The sequence below is a fragment of the Mycobacterium sp. DHQP2018-32-09 genome (assembly GCF_058148405.1).
Genome location: NZ_JBYVYK010000013.1, coordinates 60,668 through 76,561 on the forward strand (window position 1 = coordinate 60,668; position 15,894 = coordinate 76,561).

Below are 15,894 nucleotides of genomic sequence, written 5' to 3' on the forward strand. Positions count from 1 at the left end.
GAAGGTTCATGACGACGTCTTCGGCGCCGCCGACGTCAACCGGTCACTTCCACCCAGAGGACGGCGACCCGGTGCCGATCGCGCTGTCGGGCTTCGCCAGGGCCAACCACGAGTTCGTCGAATTGCACGAATCGCCGGTCTTCTTGACGGCGCGTCATCGCAGTGCGCGCCGCGTCGTCGGGTTGGTGTCCGGCGGTGGATCGGGGCACGAGCCGTTGCATGGGGGGTTCCTCGGCCGAGGCATGCTCGACGCGGTGGCACCCGGCAAGGTCTTCGCCTCGCCACACAATCGGCAGGTTCTGGAGGCGAGTCGGCATGCCGCCGGCAGTGCCGGCGTGCTCCACATCGTGAAGAACTACACCGGTGATCGGATCAACTTCGGCATCGCCGCCGAACGCCTCCGCCTGGAGGGGATAGAGGTACGCCGCGTCCTCGTCGACGACGACCTGGCGACCGAAAGTGCCGACACGGCAACGGGCCGTCGCGGGACCGCCGCCACCATCGTCGTGGAGAAGCTCCTCGGCGCCGCCGCCGACCAGGGTGCCGGCATCGAGGAACTCGAGCGGCTGGGTGCCCGTGTCGCATCGGTGAGCAGGAGCATCGCGGTCGCGTCTCGGGCGCAGACGACCATGCACACCGGCAACGCCGCATTCGACATCGACCCCGACGAACTGGAGTACGGCGTCGGAATCCACGGCGAACGAGCATCCGCCACGATCGCAAGACCCGCCACGGCAGAGTTGGTGCGGCGCATGACCGAACAGGTCCTCGCGGCGTTGCCGACCGGCGGCGACGTGATCGTGATCGTCAACGGACTGGGCGCCGTCACGCTCCTCGAACTCAGCGTCGTGTTCGAGTACGCCGCTCGAGTGGTCGAGGCAGCCGGCGGCCGGGTGGTGGGAAGTCTGATCGGCACCTTCGTTCCCGCGTTGGACATGCGTGGCTTCTCGATCACTCTCACCCGAACCGACGACGACATGCTCGCACTGTGGGAGGCGCCGGTCTTCACGCCCGCATTCCCGAACCGATCGATCGGCACCTCGACGGAGAGGACGTCACGATGAGCGCCCACCACACGACTGCGCGAAACCCGGAGCGCGACATCGTCTTCGGCTTCGCTGCCGCGGTCGGCGTGGCCCACGACCGACTCACACGGTTCGACCAGCACAGTGGCGACGGCGACTTCGGGGACAATCTGAGAGGCGGCGTCGACGTCGCCACCCAGCGTCTTGCCGACGGAGCGCCCTCACCGCTGTCCGCCTTGGGGGCGGTGTTCCTCGACGAGGTCGGCGGCACGTCCGGTCCGCTGCTCGGACTGCTCTTCACGGAAGTCGCGGTGGCGGTCGCGGCCGACCCGGAGTCGGCAGGCGCGTGGGCCGATGGACTGTCCGCCGGTTTGGCCGCCATCGTGCGTGTCGGCGAGGCTGCCGTCGGGGACCGGACCATGGTCGACGCGCTGGAGCCGGCAGCCCGTTCCCTTCGTGCCACCCACGATTTCGGCGCGGCCGCCCAGGCAGCTGCGCAAGGGGCCCATGCCACCGCGACGATGCGCGCGCGGATGGGCCGCGCCAGCTACGTCGGCGACCGGGCCAAGGGACAGCCAGACCCCGGCGCCGCAGGCGTTGCGCTGTTCCTGTGGGTGGTCGCTCGGGTCCTCACCCAGTCGAACGTCACGCCGCCGATCGACTGCGGGCTCGACGACCTCGAACTCGGCGAAACCCGCTGACGGCCGACACGCGGCCCCGGGGCTCACACCGCGTCGAGCAACGCCTGCGCCGTCGCGGGGTCGGTGACCAACTGCTTGAAGTGGCCGCCGAGCGCACCCGCGGCGATCGAATCCAACTTGTCCCGCCCCACGGCCACCGCGATGGTGACCGGAATGTGGCGCAGCGCTTCGAGTTCCAGGGCGATGAGCCGGTCTCCGCCCTCGAAGGCGACCTCCCTGCCCGACCGGTCGTAGAACCGTGAACACACGTCGCCGACGGCCGCCCGCAGTGACCCGGACCCGGTGGGCACGAACCGCGGGATGTCGGCGCGGGTCAATGGGGGAGCGCCGACGCCCATCAATGCGCACCGGGCGGTGGGCCACTGGTGCAACACGCGCTGGATGCTCGGGTCCTTCAGCAGCGACTGGTAGAGCTCCGGACCCGGAAGCGCGGGCGCGAACAGGTAATTCGGGCGCCCGCCAACGCGATTGGCGACGAGCCGCGTGATTTCGTTGGTCTGATACCACTCTTCCGGCTGATCGTTGCCGCCGACCGTGGGGGCGATCACGACCCCGGGCAACGGCGTCAGCTCGTGCTGCGCCACCTCGTACACGGTGCGGCCCGACGACACCAGCAGCCCGTCGCCGGGGAGCAGTCCGGCCTCGCTGAGCGCGCGTGCCACGGCGGGCGCGAGCACCCGGCCCATCACGTCGACGACGGTGCGTCCGGCGCCCGGAATGGGCATCGGCGCACTGATGAACACCTTCTCCAGGTGGAGCGCGCGGGCCAGCTGATCGGCCAGGTCGCCGGGCCGCGCCTCGGCGGGCGGGACGACCTCGATCCGCACGATGCCCTGCCGCTTGGCTTCGGCGAGCAAGCGGCTGACGGTCGCCCGACTGGTCCCCAGCCGTTCGGCCACCTCGGCCTGCGTGGCGTCGTCCTCGTAGTACAGCCGCGCAGCGGTGTAGAGCAACGACGCCGGAAAGTGGCTGGCCTCGGCCACGTGATGATTGGGGGAGGCACCGTCCGCAGCCGTCGTCGGGGGATTCTGCTGGGCCGACCGGGGCATCTGACGAGTATGGCACCAAAGCCGTCCTGCACATGTGTTCTGGACGGAATCTTGCTGAACATCGGTTCTGGACAAATGTGCACCGCGTCGATACTGTGAGCGCGACCACACATGCAGTCATTGCGATGAAGGGCAGTTGGATGACCTCACGGATCCCCGAAAAGATGCAGGCAGTCGTCTGTCACGGCCCCAACGACTACCGCCTCGAAGAGGTCGCCGTGCCGCAGCGCAAGCCCGGCGAGGCGCTGGTCAAGGTCGAGGCCGTCGGCATCTGCGCCAGCGATCTGAAGTGCTACCACGGTGCCGCGAAGTTCTGGGGTGACGAGAATCGGCCCGCCTGGGCCGAGACCATGGTGATCCCCGGCCACGAATTCGTGGGCGTCGTGGTCGAACTCGACGACGAGGCCGCGCAGCGGTGGGACATCGCCGTTGGCGACCGCGTGGTCTCCGAGCAGATCGTGCCGTGCTGGAAGTGCCGCTTCTGCAAGCGCGGCCAGTACCACATGTGCCAACCGCACGACCTGTACGGCTTCAAGCGACGCACGCCGGGCGCCATGGCCAGCTACATGGTCTATCCCGTCGAAGCGTTGGTGCACAAGGTGTCCAAGGACGTCAAGCCGGCACACGCGGCGTTCGCCGAGCCGCTGTCGTGCGCCCTGCACGCCGTGGAACGCGCCCAGATCACGTTCGAGGACACCGTCGTGGTCGCCGGTTGCGGCCCCATCGGCCTCGGCATGATCGCCGGTGCCAAGTCGAAGAACGCCATGCGCGTCATCGCGCTGGACATGGCGCCCGCCAAGCTGGAGCTCGCCAAGAAGTGCGGCGCAGACCTGGCGATCAACATCGCCGAAGAGGACGCGGAGAAGATCGTCAAGGACCTCACCGAGGGCTACGGCGCCGACGTCTACCTCGAGGGCACCGGTCACACGTCGGCCGTACCGCAGGGGCTCAACCTCCTGCGCAAGCTCGGCCGGTACGTCGAGTACGGGGTGTTCGGCAGTGACGTCACCGTCGACTGGAGCATCATCAGCGACGACAAGGAACTCGACGTGCTGGGCGCCCACCTCGGGCCGTACTGCTGGCCGGCGGCCATCAAGATGATCGAGTCCGGAACGCTGCCCATGGACGAGATCTGCACTCACCAACTGCCGTTGACCGAATTCCAAAAGGGCCTGGACCTCGTCGCGAGCGGCAAGGAATCCGTGAAGGTCTCGCTCATCCCGGCCTGAGAGGCACAGACGACATGAATCGCTTCACCGGGCCCCGGCTCTCGCGCCGGAACATGCTGGCCGCCATGGGCGTTGCCGGCGCCGCGGCCGCCAGCCTGCCCGTCCTGTCCGCCTGCGGCGTGGGCGGCAAGGCCAGCGCCCCCAACGGCGCGGGGGAGGTCAGCGGCGGTTTCGACTGGCGCAAGGCCGCCGGGTCGACCATCAACATCCTGCAGACCCCGCACCCCTACCAGCTGTCCTATCAACCGCTGCTCAAGGAGTTCACCGAACTCACCGGCATCACCGTCAACGTCGACCTCGTCCCCGAGGCCGACTACTTCACCAAGCTCAACACCGAGCTGGCGGGTGGTTCGGGCAAGCACGACGCCTTCATGCTGGGGGCCTACTTCATCTGGCAGTACGGACCGCCGGGATGGGTGGAAGACCTGGGGCCGTGGCTGCAGAACACGTCGGCCACCAGCGCGGAGTACGACTTCGACGACATCTTCGAGGGCCTGCGGACGTCGACGCGGTGGGACTTCACGCTCGGCAATCCCCTGGGCACCGGTGGCCAGTGGGCCATCCCGTGGGGCTTCGAGAACAACGTCGTGGCCTACAACAAGCGGATCTTCGACGAGAAGGGCATCACCAAGCTGCCCGACAACCTCGACGACTTCATCCAACTCGCCATCGACCTCACCGATCGTTCGGAGAACCGGTACGGGCTGTCGACGCGCGGATCGAAGTCCTGGGCCACCATCCACCCCGGCTTCATGACGCAGTACTCGCGCGAAGGTGCGGTGGACTACTCCTGGAACGGTTCGGAACTGATCGCCGAGATGGACAGCGACAAGGCCATCGCGTTCACCAAGAAGTGGATCGACTTGCAGCACCAGGCCGGGCCCACGTCGTGGACCACCTATGACTACCCCAACGCCACCGGCGATCTCGGTGACGGCAAGGCCATGATGGTGTTCGACGCCGACTCCGCGACGTACCCCAAGAACAAGCCGGGGGCCAGCAAGGAGGCGGGCAACATCGCCTGGTACGCAGGCCCCGCCGGTCCGGACGGCAACTACAAGACCAACCTGTGGACGTGGAGTTGGGCCATGTCGGCCAACAGCCGCAACAAGCTGCCCGCGTGGTTGTTCATCCAGTGGGCCACCGGCAAGGACTCGATGAACAAGGCCGTCGAAGGTGGCACGTACGCCGACCCGGTGCGAAAGTCGGTGTTCGACACCACGTTCAAGCGGGTCGCGGCCGACCAGTTCGGTTACCTGGAGGCATTCGAGACCGTCATCGGCCAGTCGAAGATCCAGTTCACGCCGCAGAAGAAGTTCTTCGACACCACGCAGAACTGGGCAGTGGCGCTGCAGGACATCTACGGCGGCGACGACGCGGCGACGCGCCTGCGCAGCCTCGCCAAGACCAACACCTCCAAGGTCAACCTCTAGGAGTAGTGCGCACCCATGACGACTCAAACTCCGAAGGCCGCTGCGACCTCGTCGCACGAGCCGTCCGCCGCGCCGCGGCGGAATCTGCCGGAGGTGCCCAGCTGGCGCCGCAAGCTGCGTCCCTATCTGCTGTCGATCCCCGCCCTGGTGATCGTCATCGGCATCCTCTACCCGTTCGTGGTGGGTGCGTACTACGCCTTCCTGAACTACGCAGCGGTGAATCCCAATCCGCACTTCGTGGGGTTCGACAACTTCGCCTCGGTGCTCGGCGACCAGGTGTTCTGGAAGAGCGTGCAGGTCACCCTGACCTTCGCCGTGGTCGCCACCGCCGTCGAGACGGCCTTGGGCGTGGGGCTGGCGCTGTTGCTCAACCGTTCGTCGATCATCGGCAAGATCTTCGAGAAGGTGCTGATCCTGCCGCTGATGATCGCCCCGGTGATCGCCGGGGTGATCTGGAAGCTGATGTTCAACCCGCAGTTCGGCATCCTCAATCACGTTCTCGGGCTGGGCAACACGTTCGACTGGTTGTCGGCGGGCAACGCGTTGTTCTCCGTGATCCTGGTCGACGTGTGGATCTTCACCCCGTTCGTGGCCATCCTGGTGCTGGCCGGCATCCGCTCGTTGCCGAAGGAGCCGTTCGAGGCTTCCGAGGTCGACGGTGCCGGCTGGTTCTACATGTTCCGCAAGCTGATGCTGCCGATGCTGTGGCCCTACATCCTGGTGGCCGTGATCTTCCGGTTCATGGACAACCTCAAGGTCTTCGACCACATCTACGTGTTGACCGCCGGCGGCCCGGGCGTGGCCACCAGGTCGCTGCAGATCGGCGCCTTCGAGGACTCGATCATCAACCTCGACTACAGCCGCGGTAGCACCTACATGCTGCTGCTCTGGATCATCGTGTTCATCACCGCGCGCTACCTGGTGAGCGTGCTCGGCAAGGCGCAGCGTCGTGCTGCCGGAGCGGAGTCCTAGACATGGCCCTGTTCAACAGAACTGAGTTGCTTCCCGGGCAGAAGCGCCTGTCCATCGGCTCCGTCGCGGCCGACGTCGGCATCGTGATCTGGTTCGTGTTCTCGCTGTTCCCGATCTTCTGGATGCTGATGCTGGCGCTGAAGAACGCCGAACAGCAGACCACCACCTACTTCCAGTTCAGTCCCACCTGGTCGAACTTCGCGACCGTGCTGTCCGACAAGGGCACCCAGATGACCAGCGTCGACTTCAAGACCTCGATGTTGACGAGTCTGCTGAACTGCGGCGGTGCGGTCATCGTCTCGCTGGTCATCGGCATCCCGGCGGCGTACGCCGCGGGGCGCTGGCAGTACAAGGGCTCCAACGACCTGATGTTCCAGATGCTGTCGTTCCGGTTCGCTCCGGAACTCATGGTCATCGTGCCGCTGTTCGTCATCTACAACCAGATCGGGCTGTTCGACACCAAGGTCGGCATGATCTGGGTGCTGCAGCTGGTCACCATGCCGCTGGTGGTGTGGATCCTGCGGTCGTACTTCCAGGACCTGCCGGAGGACCTGGAGCAGGCCGCGCTGCTCGACGGCTACACGCGCAAGCGCGCGTTCCTGATGGTGGCGTTGCCGATCGTGCGTCCCGGGATCGCGGCCGCTGCGCTGCTGGCGTTCATCTTCGCGTGGAACAACTACGTGTTCCCCCTGATCCTGGCGGACAGCAACGCAGGCACCGTCACCGTCGCGATCACCAAGTTCCTCGGCGGCGGCGGGCAGGCGTACTACAACCTGACCGCGGCAGCGGCCCTGATCGCCGCGTTGCCGCCGCTCATCCTCGCCCTGACCATCCAGAGATACCTGGTGCGGGGCCTGTCGTTCGGGGCGGTGAAGGCCTGATGGCTCACGTATCACTGAAACAACTCTCGAAGTCCTACGGCAAGGTTCGGGCGGTCGAGGACCTGTCGGTCGACATCGCCAACGGGGAGTTCTTCGTCATCCTGGGTCCCAGCGGCGCCGGCAAGACGACGACGCTGAAGTCGGTGGCCGGCCTGGTCGACGTCGACGGGGGATCGGTGTCGATCGGTGGCGTCGACGTCACGGCGGTCGAGCCCTACCACCGCAACGTGGCCATGGCCTTCGAAAGCTATGCGCTGTACCCGCAGAAGACCGTCAGCGAGAACCTGGCATCGCCGCTGAAGTCCGGCAGGACGGGGCGTTACACCGAGGCAGAGCAAGCCGAGCGCATCGACCAGGTGACCACCACGTTGGGGATCAACCACCTGCTCAAGCGGTTTCCGCGCGAACTCTCCAACGGTCAGCGGCAGCGCGTGGCGCTGGGCCGGGTGTTGGTTCGGCCCGCCGACGTGTACCTGCTCGACGAACCGCTGAGCCACCTCGACGCGAAACTCCGGGCGTCGATGCGGGCCGAACTCAAGCAGCTGGGCGCGATGTCGAACACCACGACGATCTACGTCACGCACGACTACCAGGAGGCGCTCGCGCTCGGCGACCGCATCGCCGTGATGCGCGAGGGCACCCTGGTGCAGATCGGCACGCCCGAGGAGATCTGGCGGACCCCTGCCGACACCTTCGTGGCGAAGGCGCTCGGCCAGCCCGAGATCAACGTCCTCGAGGGCGTGGTCGACGGCAATCGGATCACGTTGGGAGACGGCTCGTTCGACGTGCCGGTGCCTGCGGACGTGTCGGTCGCGACGGGTGATCGCGTGCGGGTGGGTCTGCGGCCATGCGATCTGCACGTCACCGAGGGCGGGACCATCCGGGGTTCGGTGCTGCTGGCCGAGCGGCTCGGCCGCAACGTGGAGCTGACGGTCAACGTCGGTGGGCAGCAGCTCATCGTGTTGGCCTCCGGCAGAGGCGGCGCCGAAGAAGGTGCCGAGGTGGCGATGCGCATCGCCGATTCCGACGTCCACGTCTTCGCCGCAGGCGACGGCGACACGCCACGGCTGGGAACCGTGAACCGCGAACTGGAGGCAGCAGGGTGACCACCACCGCCGAGGCACCGAAAACGGCCACCGCACAGAGTCTCACGCTCAGCGACCTGGTCAAGACCTACAGTGCGCGGGGGCGCGAGAGCTTCCAGGCGGTCAAGGGCATCAACCTCGACATCGCACCGGGCGAGCTGGTCGCGCTGCTGGGTCCCTCGGGGTGCGGCAAGACCACCACCCTGCGGATGATCGCCGGGCTGGAGACGGTGACCAGTGGCTCCATCAAGATCGGTGACCGCGAGATCTCACAGCTGCCCGCCGCCAAGAGGGGGATCGGAGTGGGCTTCGAGAGCTACGCGCTCTACCCGCCGATGTCGGTTCGGGACAACCTGCTGTACGGCTTGAAGGCCCGCAAGGTCAAGAACGCCGAGCAGATGGTCGACGCCATCGGCAATCGGCTGGAGATGGACGATCTGATGGGTCTGCGGCCCGCCGGCCTGTCCAGCGGGCAGAAACAGCGGGTGGCCTTGGCGCGGGCGCTCGTCCGCAACCCACCGGTGCTGCTGCTCGACGAACCGTTGAGCCACCTCGACGCCTCGGCCCGGCAACGGGTGCGTCGCGAACTCAAGGTGCTGCAAAGGGAATTCGGCTACACCACGATCGTCGTCACCCACGACCAAGTGGAGGCGCTGTCGCTGGCCGACCGGCTGGCGGTGATGGACGCCGGCGTGGTGCAGCAATTCGGCACTCCCGACGAGGTGTTCGACGATCCCGCCAACCTGTTCGTGGCGCAGTTCGTCGGTGAGCCCCAGATCAACGTGGTGCCCGGGACGACGCGACTCGTCGATGGTCGGGTCCGCGTCGAGATCGGCTCCGGTACCGGGTATGTGGAGACCTCGGCCCGCGACGTCGCCGACGGCACGGCGGTCACTGTGGGCATCCGGCCCCAGGACTGCTCGCTGAGCGCCGACGGCACCGGCATCTCGGTGACCGTCGCCTACTTCGAGCATCTGCTCGAGTTCGGCCTGGCCACCACGACCGTCGGCGGCATGGAGGAGGGTATCGTCGTGCAGACCCCGGCGGCCGAGCGCTACGAACCCGAACAGCAGGTCGTCGTCAGCGCGCCGCCCGAGCGGGTCTATCTGTTCGACGCCCACACCGGCGAAAGGTTGCGATGACCAAGCTGTTCAACGATCCCGCGCGGTTCACCGAGGACATGCTGGTCGGGTTCTTGGATGCGAACTCCCGCTACGTCACCGGCGTGCCCGGCGGCGTGGTGCGCGCCCACGAGACCCGTCCCGGCAAGGTGGCGGTGGTCATCGGCGGCGGGTCGGGGCATTACCCGGCGTTCTGCGGCACGGTGGGCAGTGGTTTCGCCGACGGGGCCGTGGTCGGCAACATCTTCACGTCGCCCTCGACGGAGGAGGCCGCCTCGGTGGCGCGCGCCGCCCACGGCGACGCCGGCGTGCTGCTCATCACCGGCAATTACGCCGGTGACGTGATGAACTTCAACCTCGCGGTCGACCAACTGCGGGGTGAGGGCATCGAGGCCAGCTACTTCGCGGTCACCGACGACGTTGCCAGCGCACCAAAGGGCGAAGAGGCGAAACGCCGTGGCATCGCAGGCGATTTCACGGTGTTCAAGTGCGCGAGCGCGGCCGCCGAGGAGGGCCTGGATCTCGCAGGCGTCATCCGCGTCGCGGAGGCGTCCAACGCGGCCACCCGCACGCTCGGCGTCGCGTTCGACGGGTGCACGCTGCCCGGGGCCGACCACCCGCTGTTCACCGTGCCGGACGGCCACATGGGCGTCGGGCTGGGCATCCACGGCGAGCCCGGGGTCGCCGAGGAGGCGATGCCGACGGCTGAACGGTTGGCGCACACGCTCGTCGACGGCGTGCTGGCGGACTACGAGGGCCCGCAGACCTCGAAGCGGGTCGCGGCCATCCTCAACGGTCTGGGCCGCACCAAGTACGAGGAACTCTTCGTGGTCTGGGGCACCGTGGCGGGGCTGCTGCGCGACCGCGGTTACGAGATCGTCGAACCCGAGGTGGGCGAGTTGGTGACGAGCCTGGACATGGCTGGCTGCTCGCTGACTCTGATGTGGCTCGACGACGACCTCGAGCGCTACTGGCGAGCGCCCGCGGACACGCCCGCCTACCGCAAGGGCGCGGCAGTGGCGGCGGAGGGCGACACCCGCACCGACGCCGCCGCCGACGCCGCCGCCCCGACGATCGACTACGCCGAACTCTCCGACGACGACGGCCGGGCCTGCGGCCGTCGGGTCGCCGCCGCGCTCGACGCGGTCGCCGCGATGCTGGCCGAGGCCGAGGACGAACTGGGACGCATCGATGCCGTCGCCGGCGACGGCGATCACGGCCGCGGCATGGTGAAGGGGTCGGCGGCAGCCCGCGCGGCCGCCGCCGAGGCGGCCGACTCGGGTGCGGGCACCGGCTCGGTGCTGGCGGCGGCGGGCAAGGAGTGGGCGGCCAAGGCCGGCGGGACGTCCGGCGTGTTGTGGGGCGCCATGCTGTCGGCGATCGGGGCGCGTCTGGGCGACACCGGAACGCCCGACGCCGCCGTGGTGGCCCAGGGCATACGCGACGGCTACGACGCGTTGATCCGACTGGGCGGAGCATCGCCCGGCGACAAGACGATGTTGGATGCGCTGTTGCCGTTCGTCGAGGAACTCGAGCGGCGGGTGGCCGACGGAGAGCCGTGGCAGGATGCCTGGCAACGTGCCGCGGTGGTCGCCACGGATGCGGCGACCGCGACGGCGCAGTTGCGTCCCAAGGTGGGCCGTGCCCGTCCGTTGGCCGAGCGCAGCGTCGGCACCCCGGATGCGGGTGCCACGTCGCTGGCGATGTGCGCGCACACCATCGTCGACAGTCTCTCGAAGGGTTAGGAAATCAGTGTCAGAGACCCGCTTTCGCATCGTCGTCGGATCCGATGACGCCGGTTACGAGTACAAGGAGGCCCTCAAGGGTGACCTGAACGCCGACCCTCGGGTCGTCGAGGTCACCGACGTGGGGGTGGGCTCCGACGAGGACACCGCCTACCCGCACGTCGCCGTAGCGGCGGCACGCCTGGTGGCCGAGGGCAAGGCCGACCGCGCGCTGCTGGTGTGCGGTACGGGGCTGGGCGTGGCGATCGCCGCCAACAAGGTGCCCGGCATCCGGGCGGTCACCGCGCACGACGGCTTCTCGGTGGAACGTTCCGTGCTGTCGAACAACGCGCAGGTGTTGTGCTTCGGGCAGCGCGTCGTCGGGCTGGAACTCGCGCGGCGGCTGGCTCGCGAATGGCTGGGGTACGAATTCGACCCCACCAGCAAGTCGGCCGAAAAGGTCGACGCCATCTGCGGTTACGAGGCCTGACCGCCGGCGTTCTCCAGCGCCCGCAGCGCCAGCCAGGCGGCCGCGCGGTCGTCGGGGTTCGACATCGAGAGACCGGTGAGTTCCTCGATGCGTTCGATGCGGTGGGTCAGCGTCTGCCGATGCACGCCGAGGCGCGTGGCCGTCGCACCCCACGCCCCGTGCTGGGCCAGGTATTCGCGCAGTGTCACGGTCAGTGCGCCGTGCTCGCCCGCGTCGTCGCGCAGCGGGTCGAGTACCGCCGCGATCCGCGTCGTGGCGTCGGCGTCGAGGTGTTCGAGGACGTAGGACACGGTCGCCAGGGATCGGTACCAGACCACCGGCCGCGCGTCGACCATGGCGATCTCCAACGCCTGGGTGGCCTCGGCGGCAGACCGCGCCAGGGCGTGCGTGACGGCGGGGGAGCCGAGTCCCAGCCGCAGCGGCATGCGCGTCCCGCGGGCGACGTCGTCGACCACGTCGGCGAGCTTGCCCGCGTGATCGTCGCGGACGAAACCGAGGACGCGGCCGCGTTCCTCGGCGAGCACGTGCACGGCGCCGATCTGGTCGAGCCATCGGATCGCGAGGCGCTCCGGATCGATCATGCGGGAGCGTGACGCCACGGCGAACGCCGTCAGCGACGTCTCGTGAACGCCCCACCGCCGCAACAGTTCCGACGCTTCGTTGCCGCCACGAAGCACTGTCGAGAGCATCACCTCGCGGCCCAGTCGTTCGGTGGCGGGATCGTCCGCGGTGCGCAGCAACAGGTCCAGGAGCGCCGCCGCGGCCGACGCCAGGTCGCGGCTGCGACTCGTCGAGCCCCTGGCGCCGATGACGAGGTGCGCACTGATGTCCTCACCCTGCCCGACGGGGTGGATCTGGAGGCCGGGGTGGCGGATGCGGACCGGCCGGTGGAAGGCGGCGGCGACCGCATCGCGGACGTGCAGGCCACCGGCGCCCGCGGTGGTGATCATCTCGCCGTGGGCGTCCAGCAGCACCGCCCACCCGTCGATGCGTCGGGCCAGTTCGGCGACCACCGCCACCACGCCGCCGCGCCGGGCGACCACGGTGAGCACCTTGGTTCCCGTCGTGACCCGCCGGTCCTCGGCGGCCTGGTCCACCGCGAGGCGGGCGACCACCCGCGGTAGCACCACCTCGGCGGGCACCTGCGGCACCGCCAGGGTGGTGACGCCCGCATGGTGCAACCGGGTGAGCGTGCCGGCATCGGCGCCGTCGCCCGCGAGTACCGCCACGCACGTGGCCAGTGCGGGCAGCGGCGCCGTGGCGTCGCCGCCGATCTCCGCGAACTCCGACGGCGTGCCGATCACCAGGGTGGCGAAGCCCGGCGCGCTCGCGACGGCGAACTCGCCCAATCCGACGGCGTCGTCGACGGGCGTGCTGCCGTCGACGCCTGCCACCTCGAGGCCGCCACCCAGGTACTCCGCGATGGCGCTGACGGCATAGACCATCGGCCAAGTGTACGAAATGTCGAAAGCGTTCCGACGTTTCATCAATTCGTCGGCTGCACACCGGGCCTGGAGGCTCCTAACATTCACGCGTCTGCACGTGACCCCGAGCGTCGAAGGACCCACCAGTGAAAGCCATCGTCTTCCGTGACCCCGAGACCCCCATCCAGCACGTCGACGTCGACCTCGCGCCACCCCGCGCCGGCGAGGTACGGGTGCGCATCGCAGCGGCCGGTGTCTGTCACTCCGATCTGCACGTCAAGCGGGGCGAGTGGGACGCGCCGGCACCCCTGGTGATGGGCCACGAGGGTTCCGGCGTCGTCACGGAACTCGGCGAGGGCGTCACGTCCCTGGCGGTGGGCGATCACGTGGTGCTGTCGTGGGTGCCGCCGTGCGGCGAATGCCGCTACTGCCGGTCCGGGCACGAGGCGCGTTGCCAGAAGGTGGCCACCGAGGTGGGGCCCAAGGGCGTGCTGTTCGACGGCACCTCGCGCCTGTCGATCGACGGCGAGTCGGTGCACCACTACCTGGGCGTGTCGTCCTTCGCCGAGGAGGTGGTGGTGCCGGCGTCGGGCGCGGTGAAGGTGCGCGACGACGCTCCGCTGGATGCGATCGCCCTCGTCGGCTGTGCCGTGGCCACCGGCGTGGGCGCCGTGCTCAACACCGCGGCCGTCGAACCGGGCGCCACCGTCGCCGTGATCGGCTGTGGCGGAGTCGGTCTCAACGTGGTGCAGGGCGCGAAACTCGCCGGCGCCGAGCGCATCGTGGCCATCGACGTCCGCTCCGACAAGGCCCAGATGGCACTGCAGTTCGGCGCCACCGACCGCATCGTCGCCAGCGCGGGCGACGCCGTCGAGCAGTTGTTCGCGCTCATCCCCGACGGTGTGGACTACGCGTTCGACGCCTACGGCCACACCAGCACCACCGAGCAGGCCATCCAGATGCTGGGCCTCGGGGGAGCGGCCGTCATCGTCGGCCTGCCACCCACCGGGGCCAAGGCCTCGTTCGAGCCGCTCGTCCTCGCCGAGGCCGATCAGCGGATCCTGGGCTCCAACTACGGTTCGGTGCGGCCATCCATCGACATCCCCGCGCTCGTCGACCGGTACATGGACGGCCAACTCAAGCTCGATCCGCTGATCTGGGCCCGCCGCCCCCTGGCCGAAGCGGCCGATGCGTTCGCCGCCCTGGAGTCCGGCGAGGCCCTGCGCACCCTGCTCATCCCCTGATGCGTTCGAGACCTTCGGAAGGCGACGCCATGACCAGCACCCAGAATGCCACCGACGCCGGGTTGCGCCGTGGGGTGATGTCCGGGCCCGAGCTCGCCGCTCAGGCCATCGCCAACATCGCCCCCAGCGCCGTCATCGCCTTCACGGCAGCGGCCATCTACCTGTCGGCGGGCAGCGGCACCATCGTGTCGTTCGCGCTCGCGACCATCGTGATCCTCTCGGTCGGCTACTGCGTGGTCGTGTTCGCGCGTCGCAACGCCTCCGCCGGATCGCTGTACACCTACGTGGCCAAGGGGCTCGGGCCGTTCGGCGCCTTCCTGGCAGGCGTGACGCTCCTGGTGGGTTGCTGGGGCATCGCGGCCGGATCGTTGGGTGGCGCGGTCTCCTACACCAGCGACCTGCTCGTCGCGCTGGGCCTGCCGGCGTCCGGCGCCGCGTGGCACGTGGGTCTGGCGATCGTCTTGGGCGGTCTGGCAACGCTGTTCACGATCCGGGGCATCCGGCTCTCGGCCCGGGTGTCGCTCACGCTGGAGCTGATCTCGGTCACCATCATCGTCATCCTGCTGGTGTTGGCGCTGGCGTGGGCCGGACCGGCCGCGTGGGACCCGACCCAGTTCTCGCTGTCGGACGTGCCCGGTCAGGGCGTGGCAGCGGGCATGGTGCTGGGAATCCTTGGCTTCGTGGGGTTCTCGTCGGCGGACGCGTTGGGCCGGGAAGCCCGCAATCCCTATACCGCGATTCCGCGTGCCATCATGTGGAGCGCCGTCGTGGTCGGGGTGCTCTACGTCTTCGCCGCGTACACCCAGATCGCGGTACTCGGCTCGGGGCTCGCCGAGAGCGCCAACCCGTTGCAGGACATCGCCACCCTGATCGGCATGCCCGCTTGGTTCACGCCGATCCTGCTGTTCGGGGTGGGCGCCTCGTTCTTCGCGGTGGTCGTGGCTCCGCTCAACGTGGTGGGCCGCATCGTCTACGTGATGGGCAAGGAGGGCGTGGTCGCCGAACGCTTCGGCCGCACGCACGAAGGGCACCTCACACCGCACCGCGTGCTGCTGGTGGCGGGCCCGTCGGCCATCGTGCTGGACGTCGTGTTGCTCGTCGCCGGCGTGGCGCCGATGGACATCGTCGTGTGGGTCGACACGTGGGCCACCTACGGGTACATGGTGGCGTACGCGCTCGTCGCGATCGCCTGCGTCGTCTACACCCGCAGGGAGGGCATGCCCAACGCCCTGGTGTGGGTGACGGCCACCGTCGCGGTCCTGGCCATGGCCTACGTGTTCTTCGCGAACGTCTATCCGGTGCCCGCGTACCCGCTCAACGTCCTGCCCTACCTGTTCCTGGTCGTGGTCGTGGCGGCCGTCGCGTGGTTCGCGGTCGTGAAGAAGCGTTCGCCCGACGTGATCGCCCGCATCGGCAAGACCGAGACCGACGTCATGGACGGCGTCGGCTGACACGCGCGGCCCGATCGTCGACCGTCCACGATCGTCGAACGATATGTCCACCTAAATCACGTGGA

General features: G+C 68.5%; 14 protein-coding genes. 12 read left to right on the top strand and 2 right to left on the bottom strand.

The features are described from left to right. Positions 1 to 8 precede the first annotated feature (8 nt). The gene (locus AC30CM_RS08815; protein WP_490116469.1) at positions 9 to 1,064 is read left to right on the top strand and encodes a dihydroxyacetone kinase subunit DhaK; all 1,056 of its coding nucleotides are present in this window, start codon (positions 9 to 11) and stop codon (positions 1,062 to 1,064) included. Continuing rightward, positions 1,061 to 1,726, top strand: coding sequence for a DAK2 domain-containing protein (locus AC30CM_RS08820; RefSeq protein ID WP_490116470.1), 666 nt, complete (start codon positions 1,061 to 1,063; stop codon positions 1,724 to 1,726). Before AC30CM_RS08815 ends, AC30CM_RS08820 begins: the two co-directional genes overlap by 4 nt. 23 nt (positions 1,727 to 1,749) lie before the next feature. Here the strand turns inward: AC30CM_RS08820 and AC30CM_RS08825 are convergent, their stop codons facing one another. After that, positions 1,750 to 2,775: a sugar-binding transcriptional regulator gene (locus AC30CM_RS08825; protein WP_490116471.1), complete on the bottom strand. Its 1,026-nt coding sequence runs from the start codon at positions 2,773 to 2,775 to the stop codon at positions 1,750 to 1,752. 140 nt (positions 2,776 to 2,915) lie between these two features. On the opposite strand from AC30CM_RS08825, the gene eltD reads away from it, so the two are divergent. From eltD to derI1, 8 genes are read left to right on the top strand one after another with little or no spacing between them, the layout of a single operon-like run. Next, positions 2,916 to 4,004, top strand: coding sequence for an erythritol/L-threitol dehyrogenase (eltD, locus tag AC30CM_RS08830; protein ID WP_490116472.1), 1,089 nt, complete (start codon positions 2,916 to 2,918; stop codon positions 4,002 to 4,004). A gap of 14 nt (positions 4,005 to 4,018) precedes the next feature. Then, the gene (locus AC30CM_RS08835; RefSeq protein ID WP_490116473.1) at positions 4,019 to 5,437 is read left to right on the top strand and encodes an extracellular solute-binding protein; all 1,419 of its coding nucleotides are present in this window, start codon (positions 4,019 to 4,021) and stop codon (positions 5,435 to 5,437) included. Positions 5,438 to 5,452: 15 nt separating this feature from the next. Next, positions 5,453 to 6,409 (top strand): carbohydrate ABC transporter permease, encoded by a 957-nt coding sequence (locus tag AC30CM_RS08840; protein ID WP_490116474.1) that lies wholly within the window; start codon positions 5,453 to 5,455, stop codon positions 6,407 to 6,409. Between the two features lie 2 nt (positions 6,410 to 6,411). Further along, positions 6,412 to 7,290: a carbohydrate ABC transporter permease gene (locus tag AC30CM_RS08845; RefSeq protein ID WP_490116475.1), complete on the top strand. Its 879-nt coding sequence runs from the start codon at positions 6,412 to 6,414 to the stop codon at positions 7,288 to 7,290. Continuing rightward, positions 7,290 to 8,396: an ABC transporter ATP-binding protein gene (locus AC30CM_RS08850; protein WP_490116476.1), complete on the top strand. Its 1,107-nt coding sequence runs from the start codon at positions 7,290 to 7,292 to the stop codon at positions 8,394 to 8,396. The genes AC30CM_RS08845 and AC30CM_RS08850 overlap by 1 nt, the downstream gene beginning before the upstream one ends. Further along, positions 8,393 to 9,517, top strand: a complete 1,125-nt coding sequence (locus tag AC30CM_RS08855; protein WP_490116477.1) for an ABC transporter ATP-binding protein — start codon at positions 8,393 to 8,395, stop codon at positions 9,515 to 9,517. Before AC30CM_RS08850 ends, AC30CM_RS08855 begins: the two co-directional genes overlap by 4 nt. Next, positions 9,514 to 11,241: a D-erythrulose 4-kinase gene (gene derK, locus AC30CM_RS08860; RefSeq protein ID WP_490116478.1), complete on the top strand. Its 1,728-nt coding sequence runs from the start codon at positions 9,514 to 9,516 to the stop codon at positions 11,239 to 11,241. The genes AC30CM_RS08855 and derK overlap by 4 nt, the downstream gene beginning before the upstream one ends. A gap of 7 nt (positions 11,242 to 11,248) precedes the next feature. Next, positions 11,249 to 11,710 (top strand): D-erythrulose 4-phosphate isomerase DerI1, encoded by a 462-nt coding sequence (gene derI1, locus AC30CM_RS08865; RefSeq protein WP_490116479.1) that lies wholly within the window; start codon positions 11,249 to 11,251, stop codon positions 11,708 to 11,710. On the opposite strand, the gene AC30CM_RS08870 is transcribed toward derI1, so the two are convergent. Continuing rightward, on the bottom strand, positions 11,698 to 13,155 hold the full coding sequence (locus AC30CM_RS08870; protein ID WP_490116480.1) for a PucR family transcriptional regulator: 1,458 nt from the start codon (positions 13,153 to 13,155) through the stop codon (positions 11,698 to 11,700). The two genes, derI1 and AC30CM_RS08870, sit on opposite strands and share 13 nt — an antisense overlap. Positions 13,156 to 13,280: 125 nt before the next feature. Here AC30CM_RS08870 and AC30CM_RS08875 point away from each other — a divergent pair, with 125 nt between their 5' ends. Next, positions 13,281 to 14,378 (top strand): alcohol dehydrogenase catalytic domain-containing protein, encoded by a 1,098-nt coding sequence (locus AC30CM_RS08875; protein ID WP_490116481.1) that lies wholly within the window; start codon positions 13,281 to 13,283, stop codon positions 14,376 to 14,378. A gap of 29 nt (positions 14,379 to 14,407) precedes the next feature. Continuing rightward, a complete protein-coding gene (locus AC30CM_RS08880) occupies positions 14,408 to 15,829 on the top strand; it encodes an APC family permease (RefSeq protein WP_490116482.1) in 1,422 nt (473 codons plus the stop codon). Positions 15,830 to 15,894 lie beyond the last annotated feature (65 nt).

Coding starts and splice junctions, on each gene's coding strand:
- AC30CM_RS08870 (WP_490116480.1), bottom strand. CDS start 13,155: ATGGTCTATGCCGTCAGCGCCATCGCGGAGTACCTGGGTGGCGGCCTC.
- AC30CM_RS08835 (WP_490116473.1), top strand. CDS start 4,019: ATGAATCGCTTCACCGGGCCCCGGCTCTCGCGCCGGAACATGCTGGCC.
- AC30CM_RS08850 (WP_490116476.1), top strand. CDS start 7,290: ATGGCTCACGTATCACTGAAACAACTCTCGAAGTCCTACGGCAAGGTT.
- AC30CM_RS08820 (WP_490116470.1), top strand. CDS start 1,061: ATGAGCGCCCACCACACGACTGCGCGAAACCCGGAGCGCGACATCGTC.
- AC30CM_RS08845 (WP_490116475.1), top strand. CDS start 6,412: ATGGCCCTGTTCAACAGAACTGAGTTGCTTCCCGGGCAGAAGCGCCTG.
- AC30CM_RS08840 (WP_490116474.1), top strand. CDS start 5,453: ATGACGACTCAAACTCCGAAGGCCGCTGCGACCTCGTCGCACGAGCCG.
- eltD (WP_490116472.1), top strand. CDS start 2,916: ATGACCTCACGGATCCCCGAAAAGATGCAGGCAGTCGTCTGTCACGGC.
- AC30CM_RS08880 (WP_490116482.1), top strand. CDS start 14,408: ATGACCAGCACCCAGAATGCCACCGACGCCGGGTTGCGCCGTGGGGTG.
- AC30CM_RS08825 (WP_490116471.1), bottom strand. CDS start 2,775: ATGCCCCGGTCGGCCCAGCAGAATCCCCCGACGACGGCTGCGGACGGT.
- derK (WP_490116478.1), top strand. CDS start 9,514: ATGACCAAGCTGTTCAACGATCCCGCGCGGTTCACCGAGGACATGCTG.
- AC30CM_RS08815 (WP_490116469.1), top strand. CDS start 9: ATGACGACGTCTTCGGCGCCGCCGACGTCAACCGGTCACTTCCACCCA.